This is a genomic window from Candidatus Didemnitutus sp. (genome assembly GCA_019634575.1).
In the GTDB taxonomy this organism is placed as follows: Bacteria; Verrucomicrobiota; Verrucomicrobiia; order Opitutales; family Opitutaceae; genus Didemnitutus.
In genome coordinates, this window is sequence record JAHCAY010000003.1 from 267,201 (window position 1) to 289,643 (window position 22,443).

The 22,443-nt window shown below is 62.4% G+C and carries 25 protein-coding genes; 15 read left to right on the forward strand and 10 right to left on the reverse strand.

Translation table 11 applies throughout. The features are described from left to right. Positions 1 to 9: 9 nt before the first annotated feature. The 5 genes from KF715_19635 to KF715_19655 all read right to left on the reverse strand — a co-directional run bounded on the left by KF715_19635 (position 10) and on the right by KF715_19655 (position 6,062). Positions 10 to 2,454, reverse strand: coding sequence for a TonB-dependent receptor (locus tag KF715_19635; GenBank protein ID MBX3738914.1), 2,445 nt, complete (start codon positions 2,452 to 2,454; stop codon positions 10 to 12). Between the two features lie 351 nt (positions 2,455 to 2,805). Beyond that, complete coding sequence (locus KF715_19640; protein ID MBX3738915.1) at positions 2,806 to 3,789, reverse strand: FecR domain-containing protein; 984 nt, start codon at positions 3,787 to 3,789, stop codon at positions 2,806 to 2,808. Beyond that, entirely contained in the window at positions 3,786 to 4,361 is a 576-nt protein-coding gene (locus KF715_19645; protein ID MBX3738916.1) for an RNA polymerase sigma factor, read from the reverse strand. Before KF715_19645 ends, KF715_19640 begins: the two co-directional genes overlap by 4 nt. A gap of 499 nt (positions 4,362 to 4,860) precedes the next feature. Beyond that, a complete protein-coding gene (locus KF715_19650; GenBank protein ID MBX3738917.1) occupies positions 4,861 to 5,118 on the reverse strand; it encodes a hypothetical protein in 258 nt (85 codons plus the stop codon). A 5-nt stretch (positions 5,119 to 5,123) separates the two neighbouring features. Beyond that, positions 5,124 to 6,062 (reverse strand): helix-turn-helix transcriptional regulator, encoded by a 939-nt coding sequence (locus KF715_19655; protein MBX3738918.1) that lies wholly within the window; start codon positions 6,060 to 6,062, stop codon positions 5,124 to 5,126. A 45-nt stretch (positions 6,063 to 6,107) separates the two neighbouring features. Here KF715_19655 and KF715_19660 point away from each other — a divergent pair, with 45 nt between their 5' ends. Beyond that, positions 6,108 to 6,335 (forward strand): helix-turn-helix transcriptional regulator, encoded by a 228-nt coding sequence (locus tag KF715_19660; GenBank protein MBX3738919.1) that lies wholly within the window; start codon positions 6,108 to 6,110, stop codon positions 6,333 to 6,335. Between the two features lie 4 nt (positions 6,336 to 6,339). Here KF715_19660 and KF715_19665 read toward each other — a convergent pair whose 3' ends face one another. Next, the gene (locus tag KF715_19665; GenBank protein MBX3738920.1) at positions 6,340 to 6,624 is read right to left on the reverse strand and encodes a hypothetical protein; all 285 of its coding nucleotides are present in this window, start codon (positions 6,622 to 6,624) and stop codon (positions 6,340 to 6,342) included. A 460-nt stretch (positions 6,625 to 7,084) separates the two neighbouring features. Between KF715_19665 and KF715_19670 the strand changes: the two genes are divergently transcribed. Continuing rightward, entirely contained in the window at positions 7,085 to 7,744 is a 660-nt protein-coding gene (locus tag KF715_19670; protein ID MBX3738921.1) for a hypothetical protein, read from the forward strand. A gap of 180 nt (positions 7,745 to 7,924) precedes the next feature. On the opposite strand, the gene KF715_19675 is transcribed toward KF715_19670, so the two are convergent. The 4 genes from KF715_19675 to KF715_19690 form a co-directional block, all read right to left on the reverse strand. After that, the gene (locus tag KF715_19675) at positions 7,925 to 8,356 is read right to left on the reverse strand and encodes a hypothetical protein (protein ID MBX3738922.1); all 432 of its coding nucleotides are present in this window, start codon (positions 8,354 to 8,356) and stop codon (positions 7,925 to 7,927) included. A gap of 24 nt (positions 8,357 to 8,380) precedes the next feature. Next, positions 8,381 to 8,935: an NAD(P)H-dependent oxidoreductase gene (locus KF715_19680; protein ID MBX3738923.1), complete on the reverse strand. Its 555-nt coding sequence runs from the start codon at positions 8,933 to 8,935 to the stop codon at positions 8,381 to 8,383. Between the two features lie 132 nt (positions 8,936 to 9,067). Further along, positions 9,068 to 9,967, reverse strand: coding sequence for an ATP-dependent Clp protease ATP-binding subunit (locus KF715_19685; GenBank protein ID MBX3738924.1), 900 nt, complete (start codon positions 9,965 to 9,967; stop codon positions 9,068 to 9,070). After that, positions 9,954 to 10,412 (reverse strand): hypothetical protein, encoded by a 459-nt coding sequence (locus tag KF715_19690; protein MBX3738925.1) that lies wholly within the window; start codon positions 10,410 to 10,412, stop codon positions 9,954 to 9,956. The genes KF715_19685 and KF715_19690 overlap by 14 nt, the downstream gene beginning before the upstream one ends. A 62-nt stretch (positions 10,413 to 10,474) precedes the next feature. Between KF715_19690 and KF715_19695 the strand changes: the two genes are divergently transcribed. From KF715_19695 to KF715_19755, 13 genes are all read left to right on the forward strand, one after another. Then, positions 10,475 to 10,771, forward strand: coding sequence for a hypothetical protein (locus KF715_19695; protein MBX3738926.1), 297 nt, complete (start codon positions 10,475 to 10,477; stop codon positions 10,769 to 10,771). 3 nt (positions 10,772 to 10,774) lie between these two features. Further along, positions 10,775 to 11,080: a hypothetical protein gene (locus KF715_19700; GenBank protein ID MBX3738927.1), complete on the forward strand. Its 306-nt coding sequence runs from the start codon at positions 10,775 to 10,777 to the stop codon at positions 11,078 to 11,080. Beyond that, entirely contained in the window at positions 11,077 to 13,665 is a 2,589-nt protein-coding gene (locus tag KF715_19705) for a hypothetical protein (protein ID MBX3738928.1), read from the forward strand. The genes KF715_19700 and KF715_19705 overlap by 4 nt, the downstream gene beginning before the upstream one ends. Positions 13,666 to 13,864: 199 nt before the next feature. Further along, positions 13,865 to 14,677, forward strand: a complete 813-nt coding sequence (locus KF715_19710) for a hypothetical protein (protein MBX3738929.1) — start codon at positions 13,865 to 13,867, stop codon at positions 14,675 to 14,677. Continuing rightward, entirely contained in the window at positions 14,674 to 14,937 is a 264-nt protein-coding gene (locus KF715_19715) for a hypothetical protein (GenBank protein MBX3738930.1), read from the forward strand. Before KF715_19710 ends, KF715_19715 begins: the two co-directional genes overlap by 4 nt. Continuing rightward, entirely contained in the window at positions 14,937 to 15,977 is a 1,041-nt protein-coding gene (locus tag KF715_19720; protein ID MBX3738931.1) for a hypothetical protein, read from the forward strand. Before KF715_19715 ends, KF715_19720 begins: the two co-directional genes overlap by 1 nt. 1 nt (position 15,978) lies before the next feature. Then, positions 15,979 to 16,635, forward strand: coding sequence for a hypothetical protein (locus tag KF715_19725; protein ID MBX3738932.1), 657 nt, complete (start codon positions 15,979 to 15,981; stop codon positions 16,633 to 16,635). Then, positions 16,611 to 17,387 (forward strand): hypothetical protein, encoded by a 777-nt coding sequence (locus KF715_19730; GenBank protein ID MBX3738933.1) that lies wholly within the window; start codon positions 16,611 to 16,613, stop codon positions 17,385 to 17,387. The genes KF715_19725 and KF715_19730 overlap by 25 nt, the downstream gene beginning before the upstream one ends. Next, positions 17,384 to 18,286: a hypothetical protein gene (locus KF715_19735; GenBank protein ID MBX3738934.1), complete on the forward strand. Its 903-nt coding sequence runs from the start codon at positions 17,384 to 17,386 to the stop codon at positions 18,284 to 18,286. The genes KF715_19730 and KF715_19735 overlap by 4 nt, the downstream gene beginning before the upstream one ends. Beyond that, positions 18,276 to 18,926: a hypothetical protein gene (locus tag KF715_19740; protein MBX3738935.1), complete on the forward strand. Its 651-nt coding sequence runs from the start codon at positions 18,276 to 18,278 to the stop codon at positions 18,924 to 18,926. Before KF715_19735 ends, KF715_19740 begins: the two co-directional genes overlap by 11 nt. Before the next feature lies 1 nt (position 18,927). Next, positions 18,928 to 20,127, forward strand: coding sequence for a type II secretion system F family protein (locus KF715_19745; GenBank protein MBX3738936.1), 1,200 nt, complete (start codon positions 18,928 to 18,930; stop codon positions 20,125 to 20,127). A gap of 17 nt (positions 20,128 to 20,144) precedes the next feature. Beyond that, a complete protein-coding gene (locus tag KF715_19750) occupies positions 20,145 to 21,035 on the forward strand; it encodes a type II secretion system protein (GenBank protein ID MBX3738937.1) in 891 nt (296 codons plus the stop codon). Then, positions 21,032 to 22,441 (forward strand): hypothetical protein, encoded by a 1,410-nt coding sequence (locus tag KF715_19755; GenBank protein MBX3738938.1) that lies wholly within the window; start codon positions 21,032 to 21,034, stop codon positions 22,439 to 22,441. Before KF715_19750 ends, KF715_19755 begins: the two co-directional genes overlap by 4 nt. The last annotated feature ends 2 nt before the right edge of the window (positions 22,442 to 22,443 follow it).

Genomic DNA, 22,443 nt, shown 5'->3' on the forward strand with positions numbered 1-22,443 from the left:
CCAGCATCCTTAAAACTTCTTTATTACAGCGACGCTTACGAGTCGTCCGAGCGCGGAGTAATTGGTCGAGTCATAATTCGCCCAGTCTGACAATCCAAGGGGATGCGCTCCGAACAACGGTGGATGCCTGTTCAATAAATTTGTCGCCGCAACGTTGACCTCAAGATCCCCAAATAATTCAGAATGCGTCGCGAAATTGCAAATCGCATCAATGGTTAGCATTGAATCCGTACGTTTGGTTGGCGCAACTGTCGTGTCGGTCACGCCGGAAATCAGATTGGCATTCGTCGATAAGGTAAGACCTCCTTGCGACCAAGTCGCACCAATTCTACCCTTAAAATTCGCTGGGAAAAACGCCGTGCCTGCCGCCTCTTGCTCGGCCGCCATCGCAGTAAGCTTTCGCGTGGACTCTATAATCCAACTGCCGGTAGCGCTCAGAACGAGCTTTCCATTAAACGCATTCATTCGGTAACGTAGGCTAGCGTCGATTCCATTCATATATTGTTTTGCGACGTTCGCTTGACGATTGTCTACTAATGCGTAAACTAGTCCGCTGTTATAGGCCGTCAGCAGAGCGTCCACGGGAGGGGAGGAGAAGCTTGCGCTTGTGGCATAACCGGGAAGCGCTGCCGCGCGCCCAACCGCGCTGAACGCCGATGCAATTTCGGAGTTGCTCGGGTTCAATTTCACAAAAGACGAAAATGCGGGGTTTGTCAGGGCCTGAGTTATTGGCGCGATCGGAAACCTCACTCGATCGGTGTAATCGATAGTAAACGAATTAACCTCGATATCTAGACCGGGAATATTTTCTGGGCGCGCTACAAAGCCAACTGTGAGCACTTCAGCACGGGCAGGATGAAGATCTCGATTGCCGCCTCGCAGTTCTAGGACCGCAGTACCGGCGGACCCAGGAGGATTTCCACGAGCGATTGGCCTAGCCAGAGAAATAGTGGGAACTTGAAATTGCTCGTTTAGCGTCGGGACCTTGAAGCTTCGTCCCCAGCTCGCTTTTATATCGATGCCAGCCAAGATGCTCCAAAGAGCGCCAATTTTCGGCGTTGTTGTGCCACCGAAGCTTCGGTATTCTTCGTGACGAATAGCTCCATTGAATATTAATTTTCGAACGAGGGCAATTTTCTGTTTTTCACCAACTACAGGAAGATTGATCTCCGCGTAATTATAGTAACTTCTATCTTCGCCACTTACGTTCGCCGTGCTGGTGGTTAAATCAAAACTTTGGAACGTTCCTTCTCTCCATCCACCACCAACCGAAAGCCGCGCGTCGCCACCGGGAAGATGAAATACTGGTCCTTCAGATTGAACACTCGCCGAAGACGCCCTATTTTCGTAACGCGTAGGTTGATCCAATAACTTGGTAGCGTCATCGGCAAGAACATCCAGGTCCCAGTCGATCTTATTACTACCCCAAGATCCTTGGAGGCATAGACTCCAATCCATCGGCAGACTTAGACGCAGAGACGGTGAAATTCCGAAAATCTCGCTTTCCGATCGGACGAAATTGATCATATGATTAGTGCGATCGTCCACAGTTTGGCTGTGCTTCCGCGAAGTATAGAACCCATCTAAAGTGAATTCAATATCCGCACCGATCCTTTGATGGCCACTGAATAGAATTCCGCGCTGTTTTGAGGAAGGATAGAGGGTGGTGTCGCCCAAGGTCGTCGGAAGATATTTCCGTTGATTCGATTTAACTTGTCCGACATTGTAAATTTCGCCGGCTATAATGAGTCCGCCTGATTTCCAAGTTGTGCCTGTCGTCGCGTTGAACTGTTGGTTATTAAAGCCACCATCGGTCGCAGACCCGATTCGTGCTGATATTTCAGCTCCATTGTAGTCGCGCTTAAGAATGACATTTGCGACGCCGCCAATCGCATCAGATCCGTATATTGCAGAAGCTCCGTCCAATACGATTTCGATCCTATTAATAGCCGAGGTTGGAATCACAGTGATATCTGTTGCTTGCGTAAACCCATCATAGGGGAGCCGCGCGCCATTTAAGAGCACTAGTGTCGCATCAGGCCCGAGACCACGTAGATTTAACGACGAGCCGCCCGAGAAATTTTGGTTTGCCTGCGAACCAGTTACTGACGAAGGCGCCCCGCTTTGCACACCTGGATTTTGTCCTCCCGAGAAATTTTGCGGCAAAGCGCGAATCACTTCACCCAGATCATTGTGCCCGGACATGCGCATCTCGGTATCGCGAATTGTCACTAATGGAGAAGTCGGCTGCCCGCCACGGATCTGAGTGCCAGTGACTGTGAAGGTATCGAGCTTCAACAATCCACTTTCATCTCTCTTGAGGATTTTTTCGGGGCGGACGATCTTCTCGACCACCCTTACGGCGTTTTTTGATTCAGCTGCTGTTTCCTTGCGAACGGAGAACGCGCCGGTGTTGCGGTCTTGGACCACGACGAGTCCGGTGTCGGCAAGCATGGCGTCGAGGGCATCACGAGCTGGCATCTCGCCGGTTACCGCGTTTGTGCGGACGCCTTGGACAAGTTTGGAGGGAAAGATCACCTCCAACCCAGACTGCTGAGAGAAATTGCGGAGCGACTTCTCCGCGGAGTCGGCGGGCAGATTGAAAGGCTGCTTTGGGGCGTCCGCAGCGAAGGCCAACGCCGAAAGGCAAAGGCTCGTGCAGAAAGCGAGGACGCGAAGGAACGAGGAGGTGAGCCTCGGTGGGGTAAGCGGGGCCGCGAGGGTGGTCATATTCCCTGACACGGCGGTGGTTCAAAAACCTGCCACGAGAATTTGCCAATTTCGTGACATTTTCTTTGGTGCGAGTCAGCGCGCCCGGCGTAGTACGATGCGGTCCGGTTCGCGCTCCACCCGAACGCTGCCGGCATCCTCAAGGACGTCAACAAGGGTTTCGGTGTTGTCGGCACGAAAAATGCCGGAGACGGGCATCTGCGCGAGCTCCGGATCCACCACGATGAGCTTCCGCTTTGCATAGCGGTTCATCTGTTGCACGGCTTCCGAAAGCGGCATCTCGGAAAATTCTATTCTGGGCGCTTTCCAAGCGAGACGCGTGGAAAGCTCCTGATCTGAAATGGCACTGGGAGCAAAGGGCTCGGGCTTGGCCAGCTCGATTGACAATTGGTTACCGGCGGCAACGACAACCGGTTCGGGTGCAGCTACGGTGGCAACCGTCTCGGGCAGCTTCCGCTCCACCGCCACCCTACCCTCGGTGACAACCAGATCGACTTGCGAACCACCGAGCTGTACCGCAAATGCAGTTCCGACCGCACGGAAATCAACGCCACCGGCGGTGACGATGAAGGGCCGAGCCGGATTCTTGGCGACTTGGAAGTGGACTTCGCCAGAAGTGAGTGCGACGCGCCGGAGATCAGCCGAATAGCTTACGTCGATGTGAGCACCGGCCTTGAGGTAGACGATGGTGCCATCCTCAAGGGTGCGGGTTTCCGGCAGCAGCACGACCGAGCGAGGCTCAGGGATGTGAGAGGACTGCTGCTGCCACCAGAAGCCGACGAAGCAAAGACAGAGAGCCAATACTAGCGACGTGCCGAGACGTCGGCGACGGCGCTGCTGAGCACGCGCTGCCAGACGCGAAAGCACTTCGTCGGCTTGACCCGCGCTGAGGGGACGATCGAGGGTCGACCACGCTTTCTCTTTCCGAGCAAGCGCCTCGGCGTGGGCCGGCTCCAGTTGCCAATTGGCGAACTCGGCCTGTTCGGAAGCGGTTAGACCCGCGTCGCGCTTGAGGATCCAGCCAGCGGCGGCGGAATCGATCTGGGAGGAGCGCTTCATTTGAGGCCGGTGACGCCGCGGGCGCGGAGGAAGTTCTCGCAGCGGTCGAGACCTTTGGCGCCCTGGGTTTCGACGGTGCGCTCTTCGATCCCCATGCGGGCGGCGATGTCCTTTTGAGATAGACCGCGGAGCTTGCGGAGGATCACGATCTCGCGGCAGCGGGGCGGCAACGTCTCGATCGCTTCCACGAGGAGATCGATTTCCTCGGAGGTGCAGGCAGCGTCGGCGGCGGAAGGCTTCGCGTCCAAGACTTCGAGCGTGGAAATATCCGCAACCGCGTCCACCGGAGACGCTCGGTGGTGGCGAAGGGTGTCGATCGCGAGGTGACGGGCTACTTTGTAGAGGAAGCTCTTGGCAGACTGGATCGGATTGGAAACCTGACGACGCCAGACGCGGAGGTAGGATTCCTGCACGACGTCGTCGACGTCGCGAACGGAAGGGAATTGGCCGCGGAGGTAGGCTTTGAGCGACGCGTCGTGCGCGTGGACTTCGTCACGAAACCACTGGGCCTGCGACGCAGGAGGGGCGGACGCAGCGAGATTCGTCGAAGGGGGCTGAGTCGGCGAGCTCATGCGGGGACAAGCCACAGGTGGACCCGACCAAAGGAGCTGTCCAATGTTTTCCGGGGGACGGAAATGATATTTTTGAAAATTCTTGGGTGGGATTTTCCGGTCAGGATCGTGTGTCGAGGACAACGGCCCCACCGCCAGGATCAAGGCGGAGCGGCGCTTTCGGGCTATGCGCTTGTCGGCGGTTTCCAGGCAGCGCGTGGTGCCGTGGGGCACGAGCCGAAGCTTGAGACGCAGCCGCCACAGTCCGCGAGGACCGCGGATGAGCGCAGGGAGAGAGGAACGGGCCATGATGAAGGAGACCGCTGCCGGACACCGCCGTCAGCGGCCGATGCACACACTAGCCCGGCCAAGAACCGGGAACGATCTACCTCTACTGACAAACGAGAGCGCTGGATCCCATGAGGTATGACAGGGCAACACGCGGCCGGGCCGATTTGCCCCGGCGGCCCGGCCGCGGTTGCACTTGCCCGGTGTCCTATGAACCGAACCCACCGGGAAATCAGTTGAGAGACGGATCTCGGGCGACCGCCGCGCGTTTGCGTCGTGCGGAAGAGCGGCCGGAGCGAGGTGGCCAGCCAATGGAGTCGAGGTATTCGTCGACGAGGCCGGGGGAGTCGCGATGAGTGAGTTGGTGACGGACGAGTTGCTCGTAGTTGGGAGCGGAGGGACCGAGGACACGTTGGAGATGACGGACCGCCGACTGGAACGCGCGGTGATCCGGCGGATCGAGACGAAAAGAAAGTGGCGGTCGCGGCATGGGGATCAGGCGAAGGTCGAGGGCGCGCGGCCGAAAAAGAGGAGGAACTTTTTGCACATGGCGGACTGGTCCTTGAAACCGACGGATTGGGCGACTTGGACCAAGGGCATGCCGGTGGGAATGAGGGGACGAGCGCGGAAGCAGCGGCGGAGCGCGATGTACTCACGCAAGGAGAGACCGGTCCGCTGGGTGAACATGCGGGAGAAGTGGTGCTCGCTGATGCCGGCGATGGCAGCGAGTTGCTCGCGCGTGAAGTCTTCGTCGAGCTTGTCCTCGATCTGGTCGGTAATGCGCCGAAAGCGCTCGGCGACGAGACCGGACGTGCCCAAGCGAGCACGAGGACGCTGGAGGGCCGCCATGAGCTGGCCGGCGATGATCTTGCACTGTTTCTCGACGAAGTCTGCGGGCGCGAGTTCCGGCTGCTTGAAATGCGGGCGGAGTGAATTGATCGCTTCCGCTGCGTCCCAGTCGATGCGCGTGAGATCCACCAAGCGGAAGAGATGAGTTGCGGAGAGAGCGCCGGGAGGAAGTACAAGGCGCAGCACCGGTACCGGCTGATGCCAGGTTATGGCGTGCGGATGGCCGGCAGGCATCAGCCATATCTTCTCGGCGCGGACGGGATGACGACGCGGCTTCTGGTCTCCTTGCCAGGAGAAGAGAGCGGTGGCGGGGGCCAGCGTGATGAGCGCCACGGGATGGGCCAGGCGCTGCTCGGGAACCGAGCACGCGGGTTGAAGGATGAAGACGAAACGCCGGCCCGAAGTTAGCTCGGGGACGCCATCGACTTCCTGGGGGAGGAGCGGGTTCTGCATTTGCTTGGTCGCCGACGCGTGGCCCCGCATCGGCTGGGAAAGAATAAATGATATTGCGCGCGCTGACTTGTGCCGGCGTGCGCAATCGCTGCAAAAAATCACTTCCCGAGAGTCCTGCTCGGCATATTGCAACTATCGTTTATAGTGGGGAGTTACGGAATTCACTAGGATGCGCGGGTGTCCGCCAGCAAAGCATCGATCAACTTGGGGAAAACCGTGCGCGAACTGAGGGTGCGCGCGAAGAAGAGCCAGATGGCTTTGGCGGAGGACACCGATCTGTCGCTGACGTACATCAGCGAGATTGAACGCGGGAAACGCAGCGTGTCGCTGGACGTCCTAGTGAAGGTGGCGCGGGCGTTCGACATGTCGCCCGGTGATCTGCTGAACAAAGCCGAGATTTGGTGACCGTTCAGGATTTCCAGAAATCGGAGGAAGGCTCATGCGGCAACGGAGCATCCGAGTTCCACTCCTCGGCGCGGACATCGATGGTTTCGGACAGCTCGGCCAGCTGATCGCGCAGCGCGCCGATCTGTGCCCGACCGCCTGGAACAAGGATCCAATAGACCGCGTATGGTTCGTCCGCCGGACGCAAGAGCAGTGCACGGGGAAAGAGACGGTGCTGCCGTAGCACGATCGCCACTTGAAGCAAGGTGGTGCCGGCATCGGCACGGACTGTCAGGGTGACAGCGAACATCGTCGGGCGAAGGCGTGGGCTGCCGCCGACATCTTGCCAGAACGGCGGCAGCCAGGTGCATCGACTGCCTGAGGCAGTTCAGCGCACAGTTGGGCCTGCGGCCTGCGAAACGCAGGACGACAGAAAGGAAGAGACGCCGCGGACCTTTCCGGCTGCGATGCCGAAACCGGTGGACAGGCAGATGAAGCGGCAAAACACAGCGAGTAAGTCACGGGGCGTCGTGCCTAACACGGTTCAGGAGGTGAAATCCCACCGCGGAAAATATCTCGGGAAAGGGTATTTTCGGTGCAAGTGACTCGCAGAGGGTCAGCTGGGAAAAAGAACGGGGGAACGGACCGGAGGCGGGGCTTTCGATCGTCTAAGCTATTGAAATGAAATGCATGTCGCATCCGAACTAACCGAAGGGCACCATGCCTTCACTGCCGGGGGCCAACGGCAGCGGAGTAGCGGTTCCGCTGTCATGAATCCGATCTCTTCCTCCATTCCTCAGTTCATCGCGGACCGCGAAGGTCTCGCGGGTGCGGCACGGACGTGGTTCTTGGAAATCATGCGACGAGAATTTCGTTACATGGAACCGGTCGCCGAAGCGCGCAGGCGGCGGGTGACAGTTCCCGCGATGCTGGCGAGCGCTGCCAGCTTGGCGGGCGTGGCGCTCGCGGGAGGCGGATTTTCGGGAGAAGATGGCACGGCGTGGCTCGGATGCGCGTGGCTCGCGACGGCCGTGCACTGGCTGGCGATGCGGAAAACGACGGTGACGGTGGATCGCGACGCGGAGTGGCGGGCTTATTGCGTCTTGGTGCGACCTCTGATCCTCACGCGCTACCCTGCCCTGCTTGATCGAAATCGACGGGATACGGAGTACAGCTGGGCGGTAAAACCCTTCTCGATGGCGCAATCGTTCCGGGTGAGCGCCAAGCATGCACGGAGAGAGCTGGCCACGGCGGCGTTGGTCGGTCTGTGGATCGGCGCGAGCGCGTACGGGGTGATCCACTCTTGGTGTCGGCTGGAATGGACCGCGCTTTCGTTGCTTCCGGCAGTGTCCGCCATCGCCGCGCCGCTGCTGTGGGCGCTCTGGCGTTGGTGCGCGCTGCGAACGATGCTGCAGGATGTAGAGGATTGAGCCCTCGGCCCGCGCCACGGTCCACCCTATTCCCAAACCAGAGAAATTGGCCGCCGGCTGCTCTAAGCGCAGGAACAAGGAACTCCCAGAGTAAGCGAACGACGTCCGACCAGCTTGCTTGCACACAATCGAACCACGCGCGGAGAGCGTCGCGAATATCATGGTGCACCGGGATGCGACCTATCGGCTCACCAAGTTGCCTAGTGGGAGCGGCGATCTAGTAGCGAACGAGGAAGTCTGAGCGGCCACCAGGTAGCTGGGATGAACTCGGAATTGCAGCTCGGCTTTAGTGCGGATCGCTTGGGGTTTGTTGCGATCGCCGACCTCGACGTGCGTCGCGACGTGATCGGCGGAGGCATCGCCGGCCATCAAGCTGAAATTCATGACGGAGAGAGCGTCGCCGGGCTTCAGGTAATGGGCTAAAGACTGGGGAACCACCACCGCGTTAGGCTCGCCGAATTCCACCGGCAGCTGGAATGACTGACCGGTGCGAGTCTTGATCACGTCGACCATCTCACCTTCCGCCAGGTAAGCGGACCAGCAAATTTCCGGTGGGAGTCGCACCGCGAAGCGAAAATGAGAAACGTCGGTGACGGAGAGTGGAGCGACCACCGAGCGAAGGAAAGCGGTAGCGGCTCACGGGGCGACGGGAACGGGTTTGGCGGGTGCGATTGAGCGAGTGAACGCGAGAAAATCCTGCGCTTGTTGGTCGAGACGAGCGAGGAACTCGGGCTTGAGGTCGTCGCCCTCGAAGGCCTCCCCCACACGGGGGATGAAAACGCGTTGCGGGAGAAGATGAGCTCCGCGGTGGGTGCAGATCTGTTGAAGATGCTCGACGGCCCGCAGAGCGCCCCAGTGGCCGTCGGCGAGCCCGACGAAGCAGACCGGCTTGCGTTCGAGGGGGGATGGATGCGGCAGCAGGTCGATAAAATGCTTGAGGGCACCGGGGAAGGACCCGTTGTACTCCGGGGTGACGATGACCAAGCCCACGCAGTCGACCGCGGCGGTGAGGAACGGGTGGACCGCTCTCGGTTTCTCCAAGTACGCGAGGGGTGAATACGCATCGATGGGAACATGCAGCAGGTCGAGGATCCGGGAAGGAGCACGGCCGACATATAGTCGGTCAATGACGTCGGCCACACGGCGTGTCCTGCTCCCGGGACGGTTGGTGCCAGAGACGATGAGGATCATGGGATGGCGCACTCTGCGGGCGGGATTGCCCGCAGAGAGCGAGGGGTACATTGAACTAGGACGTTTCAGAGCGGCGTTCCCCACCCGCTCACTCGCATTTAGGACGCGACCGGTGTCGAACGACTCCGTCAATCAGCGCAAAAGTCCCAGTTTGCGAGGCGCGGTAAGCACGACACGTCCCTGAGCCTGGCCCGAAAGGATCAGGGCGTTGACGACCAACTCCTGGAGTTGTCGTTCGACCACGCCGCGAAGCGGACGGGCGCCTAGGTGCGGGTCGAAGCCTTCGCAGATCAGGAATTCCAAGGCTTCGGGGGAGACTTCCAAGTCGTGACCGAGTCGGCGGAGACGCGCGGTCTCGCGTGCGACCAAGAGGGAGGCGATTTCGCGCTGGGACGACGGCGACAAACGGGCGAAGACGTGTTTCTCCTCGATGCGGCCGAAGAGTTCGGGCCGCATCGCCTGCCCGGCGCGGCGGAGGACCGCGGCCTCGATCGCGGCGTTGGAAGAGTGCTCCATGCGCATCGCTTCGGCTCCACCGAGGTTGGAGGTGAGCACGATCACCCAAGCGGAGAGAGAAAAGGTTTCACCGGTGGCCACGGTGACCCGGGCGGACTCGAGTATCTGGAGAAAAAGATCCCAGACTTTGGGATCGGCTTTCTCGACTTCGTCGAAAAGCAGGAGTCCTCCGTTCGAGCGCGCGAGACGATCGCCGAGGAGTCCGCGATCGGTGCGATTCGCGCCCAAAAGGCGTTGGGTGGCATTCGCTCCGTCGAATTCCGAGAGGTCGAAACGGTGGAGACCGTCCGGTCCGTAGAGGAATCGGGCGCAGAGAAGCGCCAGCTCGGTTTTCCCCACTCCGGTGGGACCGAGAAAGAGAAAACTCCTCTTCGGACGATCGGCGGGCGAAAGCCCCAACTCGACACGAGCGAGACTGGCGGCGACCGGGACGACGACATGATCCTGACCGCGCAGATTGGCGCGAAGGTGCGCGGGGAGGCCCTGCACCCGGTGGAGCCGCTCAGGATCGAGCATGGGATTTCTTGGACGCGCGAGGACGGCGCGGGACTTCCTGCTGAAAGCGCCGCATCTGGGTGACCAGGATCTTCATGTCGGGAGCGGAACGGAGCAGCGCACGCATGATGAAGGAGTGCGTGGAGGCGATGTTCTTGGCGTGAAGCTCGACGCCGACGTCGGCGAGTTTGTCCACATCCGCCTGGGCCAAGTCGGCCGTCAGCGGAGGAGGATCGTAGCGATCGCCTGAACCGGCTCCCACCTTGAGGTCACGGTCGAGGAGCACGGCCGCGGAAAACATTTCGGTGGCGGAGTTGAGATACGCGAAGGCGCGCAGGACAGTGCCATTGCGGACCGAGGGGACCCCTGCCCTGCGGAGTCCCTGGACGATGTCGTGCAGGATTTTTTTGTCGGAACCGGAAAAGGAGAAACTCCTCTTCACCGGGCGGTTGGGATCGGCCTTCATGATATGAAAGCATAAACCCATAAAAACAATTTTGACAAGCGCCGTTCATTGTTTATGGGTTTATGGGTATGAAGACCATGTTACTGCTGCTGCGAGAGGCCCCTTCGGCGCCGCGGCTCCTCGCTCAATTGCAAGTCTTGCGGGATGGATTCAGCGGTGCGCTGGCCGTGCTCTTCATGTTCGGCTTTTTATGGGGTGTTATCAAGATCTGGTCGGGCGCGAATGCGCTCAGCAAGGGCGACCCGGAGGGCAAGGGCGCCATCTTGGCGGGAGTGTTCATCGCGGGTGCCGCCGCGGTGATGGGAACGCTGTTCTCCTTGTTCGGCCTGCAGGACTCGGTGGTCACCGCGCACTTCTGAACCATGGAAGAGCTACGTTACACGGAAACGAACGCGGCCGACGACTCGGCCGGGCGAGCCTTCGGATTGGACGGCAACTTGTACCTCCCGGCGGCCATCGCGGTCGTGGGCGCACTCATCGGCTTCACGGTGCTGAACTTTGTGTTCCACGCGGGACTGCTCGCGTCCGGGCTCTTGGTGGCCCTCCCGCTCGCCGCGGTGCTGGGGTGGATCCTATGTCTGAAGCACAATCGGCCGGCGGGGTATGATCGCGACCTTCTGGCCACTTGGTGGGGCGGCGGGAACTTCACGCGGGAGGAAATTCCGTGAAACCGCATGACCAAGCGCCTGAAGGCGTGTTTTGCGAGGGGCTGATTCTCTATGGCGCGCCGGAGCGAGGCGCGACCGCCGCCAAGGGCTTCCTCGTGGAACCCATGGACGTCCGGGGCGGGAGCTTCGCGCGGCTGAACGCTCTGCAGGATCAATTGCGGAGTTTGCTGGCATCGATCGTTCCACCGCGGCGCCTGCAGGTGCAGTGGTGGCCGGAAGGCAATTACGCCGGAGAACTTGCCGCCTATCACGCGGCGACAGCGGAGGTGACGGATCCCGCGGTGCGCCAAGCGCGCAACGAAAGGACGGCGCGCTATGCCGAACGAATGCGCCAGCATGGATTGCGGCGCGAACGTTTGGCGTTGTTTCTGACGATCGAGATCACCCGCTACGGCGGAAACTGGCGCACCGCGCGTGGGCTGCGGGAACACTACGCGGGGATCCTCCGCGAATTGCAGACGCAGTACGAGGAGTTCGCGGATCTGCTGCGGACGATATTCCATGGCGAAGCGGTGGTTGATCCGATGGGCGATGAGGAGCACTGCGGTTGCCTGCGCGACTTCCTCAATCCGAGCCTGGCGGGTCGGAAGCGACCGGCGTGCGAACCGGGCCTCACGGTGCAGGAACAATGCTGGCTCAGCGATGGCATCGGCCAGCCGGACGGAGGCTTCGTCTTGGACGGCCAGTTCCATGCAATGCTGACGCTCGCCCGGTGGCCCCAGCGGACCCGACCGGGAATCGTCACTCACCTGACCGGGCTGCCTTTCCTAGACTACCGACTCACCGTGAACCTGACCCCGGTCTCCGCACGCGGTGAGGTCAAGCGGGAGGAGCGGGCGATCGAGCGTCTGTCCGGCGAATACTCCCAGCAGCGGAGACATTCGTTGCTGGTCGCATTGCGAAAGAAGGAACGGAAGGTGGAGAATCTCTCCGGCGGCTTCGCGCATCCGTTCCTGGTGACGTATGTCGTGCGAGTCTGGGCGGCGACGCGGGATGAATTGCGGCAGAAACTATCGTCCGTGCAGGCGGCGATTACGGCGATGGACGGGGCGCAGTATTATGAGAGCGGATTGCCAGCCTCGGCCAAGAAGCTCTTTTTCGCGACCTGGCCGGGGTGGACCCAATCGTCCTATTGCCATCGTGAGCTGTATGCGGAGGACGCATACCTGGCCGATCTCCTCCCCTTCTCCGCGACCTTTGTGGGAGACCTTAAAACAGCCGAAGCGCTCTACGACGGGAGCCACCTGAATCTGGTGGGCGTGAGCCCCCACGCGCAGCGCACACCGCAACACGCACTGGTGTTCGGGATGAGCGGGGCCGGCAAATCGGAATTCATCGATGACCTGTTCCTGCAGACCGCAGGATTCTTCGGGCACACGCTGATCGTCGACATCGGCGGCTCGCATCGCGCGCTGACGGAACGCCTCGGCGGCAAGGCTCTGGTGGTGCATCCCGACGGAGGCTTCACGCTCAACTACCTCGACACGCAGGGCGTGCCGCTCACGCAGCTGCACCTCGCCACTGTGGTGGCGCTGCTCGCGCGCATGGTCGGGGTACCAGACAACCCGGAGATTCTGGCGCTGAGGCAGGCGCAATTGTCGTGCTACGTGCACCAACTCTACCACGACACGTTTGTGGCGTGGGAGCGTCGGCAACCGGAACGCGCGCGGGAAGTGCGCCGGATCGCGTGCGCCACGCCGCGATGGTGGTCGCGCATGCCGGAAGGCACGACCGCGGTCGAAGCGTTCCTCGACCTGCGTGAACGGCAAGCTGCGCATGACCCGAGCGCGCTCGAACTCCTCGCGGGCGTGGCCGAGGAGGAAATTACCCGCTTCGGCCAGGAGGCGGCGACAGCGAGGCTGGTCGCGCAGACTGCGTGTGCCTATTACTCCGCGGAAGACTTCCCGACGCATGGCTCGCTGGTCGACCTGCTCGCGTTCGCGCGCTTGCCAGAGCATGACCGAGGCGAAATCGAGCGCCTCGCCACCTTGCTCCGTGGCTGGTGCGCGGACGGGCAGTATGGCCGGTTGTTCGATGGGACGACGACGGTGTCACTGAATGCACCGGTCGTTCATTTCGAGCTGGGGATGATCCCGGAGCAGGCGGTGCAACTCAAGGCGGCGGTCGGTCTGCTCATCAGCGGGATCTCGCGACAGCATATCATTTCCCTTCCGAGCTTGGTGCGGAAGCGCGCGTTGTTTGAGGAAGTGGGCCAGTTCCTCGACATTCCCGGGGGCGAAGCGATCGTCTCCGAGAGCTATGCCCAGTTGAGGAAACACAACTGCTGGGCGGTGTCCGTGGTGCAGCAATACGCGCGCTTCCGCACTTCGCGGGTGAAGTCGGCAGTGATCGGGAATGCGAAGCAATACTTCCTGCTGCGGCAAGCGGACCGGCAGGACATGAAGGATCTCGCGGAGGACGTCGGGTTGCCGGAGACCGCGGTGGAGGCGATCCAGCGGTACCCATTGCCCGAACAGCAGCCGAAAGGGGCGCGGTTCTCCTCGGTGTGCTATTTCTCGCCTACGGCGCAGCCGCCGCGCTGCGGAACGCTGCGTCACGTCCAGGCGCCGGAGGTGAAGCCATGATGCGCTTCGCTCTCCTCAGTTGCGCGATCATCGCAATCGCGGGCTGTGCGCATCCGTCAACGACTCCAAGCGCGCCGTGGGCGCGAGCCAAGTTCTACGCGCAGCGGGAAAACGAGAAGCCCGCCACCGTACCCCCTTTCCAAACCCTCGTCCTTCACACGGCGGACGGCGACGTCGTCATCCACCTTCCTCGAATCCCATGAAGCTCTCTCGACTCCTGCTCGCTAGTCTCGTGGCTGCACGGTGCTCCGCGCAATGGATCGTGAACGATCCGGTCAACACCGCCGTGAATTCCGCGATCCAGTCAGCGCAGATCACGCAGCATGCGGAAACATTGCGGCAGTGGGCCGATCAATTGGAAATGATGGGGAGGCAGATCAGCCGGCTGGAGGAGCAGTTGGCGACATTGCGGCGGGTGCGCGACGTCATGGGCGATCCCGCGAAGGCGGCACCCGAACTGTTGCGAGGATTGGAGCAGGACGATCTGGGCCGCCGCTATGGCGAGACGCTCCGTGAGGCCCGGAGGCTCGCGGATGCGGTGGTGTCACTGCAGAACAAGGCCGACGGGATTTTCGACGGGCTCGATGACCGCACGGTGTTCGGACGGCCCTTTCAGCGGCAGAGCGAGGCTTATCGTCGCTTCGCGGCGATCGAACGTCAGGCAACCGCAGGAGACGATGCACGTGATGCGCTCGAAGCGCGGGCCAGCGTGGTGCAAAGGGAAATAGCGGATACGCTGCGCGGATTGGAGGCTGCTTCGACCCAGGCGGAGGTCGACAAGCTTTCGGCGAGATTGACGGGGTTGAATGGCCAGCTGGGATGGTTGTCAGCGGAGCGGCGCGAACAAGCGGACCGACTGCTCTCCGCGAAGGCGCTGAACGACAACCAAGCGGAGAAAGAACGGCTCGACTGGTTGGAAAAGCAGAACGCGGAGGAGCGCCAGTCGCTCGATATCGTCAACGCGTGGCAGTCAGGCCTGCGGCTGAATGCATCAGACTATCAACGTCGATGAAACGCATGCTTATCGTTGTCATTGTCATCGCCGTCGTGGTGGGCGGAGGGCTGTTCGCCTGCGGGCTCGCTCGTGCTTCTAAGAAAGACGCGCGCAAGTCGCCGGCTGTCCAGACGCCGCGGTCGTTCGATGAATTGCAGGGCAGCGTAACACTGGATGTTCAACCGGAGTATCCCGGAGACACGCCGGAGAAGCGCGCGCTACTGCGTCGGCTGAAGCGCGAGGAGCGGAGACAACGTCCGCAGGAGGGCAGAAACTGATGGAGAACTTCGCTCCAGGCTTGAAGGACTCGGTGGTCGCGCTGGCAGACGCGCTGCGCTTCGTGGTGTTCTTCATCGCGGTCGCCGGGTTCATGCTGACGGTCGCTCGCTCGCGGGGATCCTCCGAGGAAATCGCCGGTTCGCTGGTGCGCAGCGCGATCGTCATCGGACTTGTGGCCACCCTGCCCCATTGGTTCGGATTCACGGAACGCATCTTCCTGTCCCTGGCGGATGTGGTGCACGAGGACTACACGCAGCACCCGATGCGGGCGGCGGCGAAGCTGCGGGCGACCGTGACCGAGGGTGCCGGTGGTTTCAGTCTGCGGCGTGTCGAGGAATCGTTGTACAAGGCCTTCCTGTGGGGAGCCGCGAAGCTGCTGGTGCTGATCGCGAGCGTTCTGCAACTGCCGTTCCTGATCCTGCAGTATGTCCTGAAGCTGCTGTGCTACCTGTTCCTGCCGGTGGCGCTGGCGTTGATGCTGGTGCCATCGCTGAGTTCGCTGGGGAGCCGCTACGTGCAACAGACCATCGCAATCCTGTCGTGGCCGGTGGGCTTCGCGGTGACCGAGCTGGTGGCCTATCATTTGTTGGTCTCGTATGGGGAAAACCTGTCGGCGGCGTACGATCTGACACCCGCGCGGGAAATTGACGGCGCCTCGTTCGGAAGCCTGCTCGGCGGATTGTTCGCCGGGGTGTGGTTGATCGTGGGCACGATCGGCACGCCTTTCCTGATGCAGTCGCTGATTTGCTCGGGCTCACCGTTGTCGGCTGGCGGAGGCGCGGCGCTGCAGCAGATCTATTCGATCCAGCAACTGGCGTGGATGATCAAGGCGCTGAAGACGGGCGGGGCGGCGGCGCCCGCACTGGCGGCGCAATCCGCCGGAAAGTCCGGTGGCGGATCGCCGCCACCCCCCCCCGCACCGGCTCCCACGCCGGCGGCGCCGCCTCCCGGCCCTTCAGCAGGAGATCCGGCCGGAGACCAGCGCGCCGCGTTGGCTCTCGGCTCCAACCATCTGCCGGCTCCGCAAACCACCATTTGAAATGACCACCCTGAAGGAAACTCCCGCGCCTCATGTGCGCTTTGATCCGACAAGTCGCCCGAGGACGAAATGGCATCCGCTGGAACTATTCGCGGATCATGCTTTCGCGGCGCGGCTGTGGTGCCTTGTGGCATTGGCCGCGGTCGGCTTCTGCGCAGTGCAACCGTTCCTGCTGATCCGAGCGTATCGGACAAAGGAACGCGTCGTCGTGATGGACGGAAGTGGCACGTTTCATGTGAGCCCGCTCCTCGGCTTCGAGGACGCGGCGAAGCTGCACGAACAGCACGCGCTGCTGGCGTGCCTCGCGTTGCTGCAAAGAAATCCCGCCGGCTTCGATCAACCGGAACTGCTAGAGAAACTCTTCCTTGCGGAGGCGTTGCAGAAGGCGAAGAGCCATTGGGCGCGTGAGACCGAGGAGTTCGCCCGCAAGGCGCTGCATCAAAAGGCCGAGGTGCTGAAGGTCACCGTTCTCGAGACGAAGGACGATGTCGTGCTCGTGGAGGTGGAAGGCCAGCTCGTGCGCACCGGCATCGTGGGGACGCAGACCTTTACGGAAGCGCCAGGGTTCACGGCGCGTTTCACCTTCGCCCGCAATCCCAACCTGGCTGCCAACGGCCGCTTTCCCCTCGCTGTATGGAATTTCGATTTGTCGTACTGAATTTTCTGGCTGCGACCGCGCTGGTCGCCAGGCCGGTGAGCCAGGTAATGCTGGACGAGCGGGTATGCCACGAGATCCGCATCGGAACCGAAACGCCGACCACGATCGTCTTTCCCGCCGCGATTGCGGCGCTCGATGGCGCCAACGTTTCCACCAAGCCGGACGCACCGGTGCTTCTGTCGCATCAGCCGGGAACGGCATATCTCGCCGTGCGAGCGAATCGGACGGGTGCCACCGGCGGATTGAACGTGATGCTGCGGGGCAAGGCTTATGCGCTCGCTTTCAGGACTGACGAGGTGCCGGACCGCACTGTCACTTTCGTGGAACGCACCGATGCGCCGGTGACGCCAAGTTCGGGCGGTGGCGCAGTGGGAATGCTCGGATTGCTGGACCGAGCGAAGCATGCCGACGCGTTCGCCGCGCAATATCCCGCTTTGTCCGGACTGATGGAACGGATCGCCTGTCCGGTCGGCCCTGGGACCAGGCGAGTGCTGCAGGCATTCCGGTTCGCGGCCGAGCAAGCGCTGGTGCTGCAGTGGCGGGTGGAGAACCGCAGAAAGGAGACTGTCCGGTACGCACCGGGGCGCGTGCGGGTGAGCGTGGGGGAGCGATCATTCCGCTGTGCCCTGACCGATGCGAGCGGCCAGATACCTGCCGGAACCGCCGAGACTTTCTGGATCGTGGTGCGCGAGATCGATGCCGGTGACCTGAAGCTGGAAACGCTGCGACTGGAAGGAATCGAAACCCGATGAAGCCGTCGTTCAATTTGGTCTGGTTCAACACGCCGACCGGCCAGTTGGTTCTGGTGATCGCCTTGACGCTGTTCGCCGCGGGCGCGGTGGCGTGGAGGAAAACGCAGCGCAATGCGCCGCCGGTCGCGACGCGAACGGCGCGAACCGCGACTTCGTTGCCGAGGGTCTTCGCACGAGAGGCGGCTCGTTTTGTCCAGCCAGTGGCACCACCGAACGGAACGCCGGCACCCCAAGCGGGTGAAACCGCGGTGGTCGCTGCGAAGATCGAAGCGGCGCCGCTCAGCTTGCTCGCCGGAAAACCGGACGCGGCGGAAAGCATCACGTTGCCGATGGGATCGTTGTTGCCCTGTGAAACCGTGCTCGCAGTCGAATCCCACGGGGAGTCGCCGCTCATCGCGCGCTTGTCGGAAGACGTGTGGATGCACGGGAAACGGATCATCCGCGAAGGCACCGAACTGCATGGCCGGGCGACGATCGACGAAACGACGGCACGCATCACTGCCCAAGGCGAGTGGCACCTGGTGGGAAGCGAAGGCGACCAGATCGCGCAAGCGGTCGCACTGATGCGCAGCGACTCCGCCGAGGACGATGGCATCGCCGGGTTGCCGGGCGAGGTGATTGACGAGCGCCGGGGGCGGGACGCGCGGATTTTCTCCGCGGCGTTCCTCGGCTCGGCGAGCACCGCTCTCCAAAGCGTGCGCACGACCGCGGCGGAGCTTGCGGTGCCGAGCGTCAACGCGCGGAACGCGGCGTTGTCCGGAACGAACGCGGTGATGCGCGAATATATCAAGGATCTGCGGGAGCAAACCGCGCGGAACGCGCTGCGGGTGCGACTGCCGGCAGGGACTCCTTTTCATCTCTATCTCACTCGTCCGCTCACTTTTTCCCATGCGAACTGAACTCCTTTGGCTGGTCGCGGCCGCGCTGACGGCCGGTTGCATCCAAACGCCCATCTCGGCTCCGCCGTTGCCTCCGGCTCCTACAGTGGCGCCGTCTGGCATGCGCGAACCGGAACGCGTGCGCAGTTACACGCTCGGCGCTTATGTCGATCCGGAAGACCAGACGGTGCGTCACGACGCGCATTTGATCCATCGGGTGGAAGCCGCGTCGCGCTGGAATCTGGGACCGAGCGAGGGACAGCCGATGATGGGGGTAGAACGGGAACGTCTGCCGGAGGCAACACCTGCGATCGTGCCGCCCCCGGTGAAGAACCGCGCATCGCTTGTGCGGGAGGATGCGCTCGAGCCAGACAGCAGCGGCCTGATCGATCTCACCGGCGCTGACCGGGCGACGGAAGTGAATCCGTTCGAGATTCGGGGACAAAAGACGGCAAAGGAACTCTCGCTGGTGGTGTCGGGAGTGATCGGGGGTGCGAGACCGGCGGCCATTGTGAATGGTCACTCGCTGGAGGTGGGTGGCGTGATCGATGGTCTTCGGGTCCGGACCGTGGAGGCAGACGCGGTACTTTTCGAGTACGGGCGATGGCGCTTGCGCGTGCCGGTTTCGCCGGTGGGCACCCGCGTGCGAATGACGAACTGAGATGCCCACTTACTCCGTCAGCGCTGTCGACCGGCGAGGAATCCGCCGGTCGTTCCGGGAGGTCGCGCCCAATGAGCCCGTCCTGCAGGAAAAATTGCGGGCTCGGCAACTGTGGCCGGTCGCCGTTCGCGAGGCCAAGGGAAACGTGTCGCCGAGGTCGACGCTGCCGACCGAGGAATTTGTCGCGATCTTGGATCAGCTGGAACTCATGTTGCGGGCCGGTATCACGGCGGACGTCGCCTTGCGTCAAATGGCGGTGGATACGCCGGCGGGCAAGGCGCAGCGGATGCTCGCGCGGATCGCGGAGGAGGTCGGCGAAGGAAAGTCGATCCACGCCGCATGCGGGTATTTCGGGAGGCAATTTCCGCCGCACGTGATTGCGGTGATTGCCGCAGGCGAAACGGCGGCGCGGTTGCCGGAATCGTTGCGCGCATTGGCCGAGCACCTGACCCAAGCCGAGGAAATCGGGCGGACCGCGCGGAGAGCGCTGATTTACCCGGCGATGGTCTTCGGGGCGACGGCGGCGCTCGTGGTGTTCCTGCTGGCGAGTGTCGTGCCGAAGTTCGCGGAAATCTTCCGTTCACTGAACCTGCCTCTGCCGATGATGACGCGCGTGCTCATTGCGGCGAGCGAGGGAGTTCGCGCTGCGGGCTGGACTGGCTGGGGCTTTGTGGTCGGCGGTGCGTTTGCCTTGTGGTTCGGCCGCAAGACGCGGGCCGTGCGGAGGCTCGTGGATCCGCTGGGGTTGCGCCTGCCAGGTTGGGGCGAGACGATCCGTTGCCTGGTGGCCACGCGAGTCGCGGCCGTTTGTCGTCTGCTGCACGACGCGGGCGTGCCGGTGTTGGACTCGCTGGAAAGCGCCGCGAAGGTAGCCGACCATGTGGTGGTCGAGCGGCAACTGCTGGCGGCACGGGCGAAGGTGGGGGCCGGAACGGCGCTGCATGTCTCACTGTCCGGCGCCAGCGGGCTTCCCTCCTTTGTGGTGCCGCTGCTGAAGGCGGGGGAATCGACGGGGCAATTGGGTGCTGCGTGGCGGCAGGTCGAGGACTATGCGGCACGAAAGGCACGGCAGCGCTTGGCCGTCATGCTCGCGTTGCTGGAGCCCGCATTGCTGGCGGTACTCACCGGAGTGGTCGGAGCGATCGCGTTGTCGTTCTTCCTGCCGCTCTTCTCGTTGCTGGGAGGGCTGAACGCACGATGAGGACGCATCGATCGACGGTGGCGTTCTCCCTGTTGGAAGTGGTGCTCGTGCTCTTCATTCTGGGCGTCCTGGCGGGAACGCTGGCCCCGTCCGTGCGCGAGGGGATCGAATCGGGGAGGCGCGAGGCGGAAGCGAGGAATTTGGAGGAGATCGCGAAGACGATCACGGCATCTTTCGACGAGACTGATCTCACGAACCTGAACGTGGCCGCACTCGCCGGAGCGATCGGTGGCGGCGATGCTCCGACGTCGTTCTCGGTCGCGACGAGCGGGACGTACCTCACAACCGCCACAACGGATTGGTTCGCGAAGGTCGCGCGGTTGAGGGGAATCACGCCGCAAGTGGGCGTCGCTCCGCGACCGGACCTGCAGCCGGAACTGGCGCGGCTGGCCTTCAATTCCCTCGGAAATTGCCGGTGGCTGTTCGCGGGTCCGACGGAAAGCGGCCGGCAGCGGTTTCTGCTGGTGAGCCTGATGGCGCGAACGGAACAACTGAACGTGCCGGCGTATGCCGGGACGACGGCGTGGTTCGATGCGATCTGGAACCAAGACTGGGAGAGCCGCACCGCGAGCCTGCCTGCGTTGTGGACCGCACAGCTGAGCGCGGCGCAGGTGAACGCGTGGACACCGGGTGGCGGAGCGCTGTCGCGGACCAACCGACTGGTGGTCCGGCGCCTCATGCTCCCGAAGTTTCGGATCACAGTGAACAACAACCATGCGAGCGAGGCGGCGTTCGTCTCGTTCAACAACACGCCGAATGCGTTCACGGCGGCGGCGGCAAGCGGGGCCAATGTCTCCCCGGAAATACTCGGAGGCCGGCTCATCATCATCAACCGCGGAGCGGCGTGGCCGGGCACGGAAGCACTGCGGTTCACGCTGAGGGAAAATTCAACGGTGACTCTGCAATGAAGACACTCCTGCTGTTGTTGATCGGGTTCGGGGCGGCCGTGGCGGCACGCGGCCAAGAGTACGGTCCGTTCGACCTTGCGTTGAATGGCGGCAGCGTGACTTACGAGGTCGCGACGAGCAGCGGCACGCTGCTGGTGAGCGCGGGGTCTTCGGGCGGAGGAACCGGCGGCCGGAATTACGCGTTTTCCGAGGCGCGGAATGGCAGCAGCATCTCCGGATGGGGCAATGAGCGGATCACCTTCAGCGGAGTTGGAGAGCCGAAACTGGTGGCGGCATACTACTGGTGGGTGTCATTGAGCGAGGACGGTTCGTGGGGCTACTACGACGAGCTGAAGATTTATGTTCGGCTGGCGGCATCGCCGCCACAGCCGAACCGCGCTCCCACGATCGCGTGGAGTTCCGCGCCGGCCGGTGCGCCGGATGGCGCGGGGTACTTTGTGGCGGCGCGGGGCCAGGACGCGGATGGGAATCTCGCGCAGGTGAACGTGTGGAAAGGCGGCACCTCGTTTGCCACCGGCAGCGCGGGCGACGGCAGTGAGCGAGAGTCGGGCAACTGGACGAGTGACGCGGGGCCACGGAGTGTCACGTTCACGGCCCAGGCGGTCGATTCGGACGGTGCAGTGTCACCGCTCATCTCGACTGTGGTGACAATCGATGCGCCCGCGGTGACAACGCACACCCTGGTGGTGAACGCCGGACCGGGCGGGTATGTCTCAGGAGGCGGAAACTATCCGAATGGAACGTCAGTGACGGCGATGGCTGCGCCTGATGCGTCCCATGTCTTTTCGGGATGGACGGGCGACATCGGAGGAGCGGCCAATCCGCTGACCGTGACGCTGGATCGGGACATCAGCCTCACCGCCAACTTCGCGCTGCGGCAGTTCATGGTGGTCACCGGTACTTCCGGAGGAGGATCGGTATCGGCCGGTGGCGTGTTCCCTTTCGGAGCCTTCGTCACGCTCAATGCAACAGCGGACTCCGCACATTGGTTCAGTGGATGGGGCGGCGACGCGAGTGGAACGGCCAATCCCGTGGCCGTGGTCGTCGATCGCACGAAGTACATCCAGGCGATCTTCTCGGCTAAGGCCACCCAGACGATATCGGTGACCCCGCTGGGGCAACTGGCTCCCGGTGCGGTGGTCACCGTGGTGGCGAGCGCGAGCTCCGGCCTGCCCGTCTCGTTGGCCGTTGTGGACGGTCCGGGACGGCTGGACGGCAACGTCCTGACGGTAACCGGGACCGGACCCATCACGATCGAGGCAAACCAAGGCGGCGACACGTTCACGTTGGCCGCGAGTCCGGTGCGTTTGAGCACGAGCGTCGCCGTGGGCGGCGTAGTCCGGGTGCAACGGACGCCTCGGACGCTCCTCGGCAGCGAGAGTCATTTCCTGATCGGCAACCCCTGAAT

What these genes read in the sequence shown, in the direction of transcription:
- KF715_19680 (MBX3738923.1), bottom strand. Translation starts at nt 8,935, where the DNA reads ATGATCCTCATCGTCTCTGGCACCAACCGTCCCGGGAGCAGGACACGC.
- KF715_19740 (MBX3738935.1), top strand. Translation starts at nt 18,276, where the DNA reads ATGCGAACTGAACTCCTTTGGCTGGTCGCGGCCGCGCTGACGGCCGGT.
- KF715_19685 (MBX3738924.1), bottom strand. Translation starts at nt 9,967, where the DNA reads ATGCTCGATCCTGAGCGGCTCCACCGGGTGCAGGGCCTCCCCGCGCAC.
- KF715_19700 (MBX3738927.1), top strand. Translation starts at nt 10,775, where the DNA reads ATGGAAGAGCTACGTTACACGGAAACGAACGCGGCCGACGACTCGGCC.
- KF715_19665 (MBX3738920.1), bottom strand. Translation starts at nt 6,624, where the DNA reads ATGTTCGCTGTCACCCTGACAGTCCGTGCCGATGCCGGCACCACCTTG.
- KF715_19715 (MBX3738930.1), top strand. Translation starts at nt 14,674, where the DNA reads ATGAAACGCATGCTTATCGTTGTCATTGTCATCGCCGTCGTGGTGGGC.
- KF715_19710 (MBX3738929.1), top strand. Translation starts at nt 13,865, where the DNA reads ATGAAGCTCTCTCGACTCCTGCTCGCTAGTCTCGTGGCTGCACGGTGC.
- KF715_19725 (MBX3738932.1), top strand. Translation starts at nt 15,979, where the DNA reads ATGACCACCCTGAAGGAAACTCCCGCGCCTCATGTGCGCTTTGATCCG.
- KF715_19635 (MBX3738914.1), bottom strand. Translation starts at nt 2,454, where the DNA reads ATGCTTGCCGACACCGGACTCGTCGTGGTCCAAGACCGCAACACCGGC.
- KF715_19755 (MBX3738938.1), top strand. Translation starts at nt 21,032, where the DNA reads ATGAAGACACTCCTGCTGTTGTTGATCGGGTTCGGGGCGGCCGTGGCG.
- KF715_19690 (MBX3738925.1), bottom strand. Translation starts at nt 10,412, where the DNA reads ATGAAGGCCGATCCCAACCGCCCGGTGAAGAGGAGTTTCTCCTTTTCC.
- KF715_19730 (MBX3738933.1), top strand. Translation starts at nt 16,611, where the DNA reads ATGGAATTTCGATTTGTCGTACTGAATTTTCTGGCTGCGACCGCGCTG.
- KF715_19645 (MBX3738916.1), bottom strand. Translation starts at nt 4,361, where the DNA reads ATGAGCTCGCCGACTCAGCCCCCTTCGACGAATCTCGCTGCGTCCGCC.
- KF715_19735 (MBX3738934.1), top strand. Translation starts at nt 17,384, where the DNA reads ATGAAGCCGTCGTTCAATTTGGTCTGGTTCAACACGCCGACCGGCCAG.
- KF715_19640 (MBX3738915.1), bottom strand. Translation starts at nt 3,789, where the DNA reads ATGAAGCGCTCCTCCCAGATCGATTCCGCCGCCGCTGGCTGGATCCTC.
- KF715_19745 (MBX3738936.1), top strand. Translation starts at nt 18,928, where the DNA reads ATGCCCACTTACTCCGTCAGCGCTGTCGACCGGCGAGGAATCCGCCGG.
- KF715_19650 (MBX3738917.1), bottom strand. Translation starts at nt 5,118, where the DNA reads ATGCCGCGACCGCCACTTTCTTTTCGTCTCGATCCGCCGGATCACCGC.
- KF715_19695 (MBX3738926.1), top strand. Translation starts at nt 10,475, where the DNA reads ATGGGTATGAAGACCATGTTACTGCTGCTGCGAGAGGCCCCTTCGGCG.
- KF715_19670 (MBX3738921.1), top strand. Translation starts at nt 7,085, where the DNA reads ATGAATCCGATCTCTTCCTCCATTCCTCAGTTCATCGCGGACCGCGAA.
- KF715_19720 (MBX3738931.1), top strand. Translation starts at nt 14,937, where the DNA reads ATGGAGAACTTCGCTCCAGGCTTGAAGGACTCGGTGGTCGCGCTGGCA.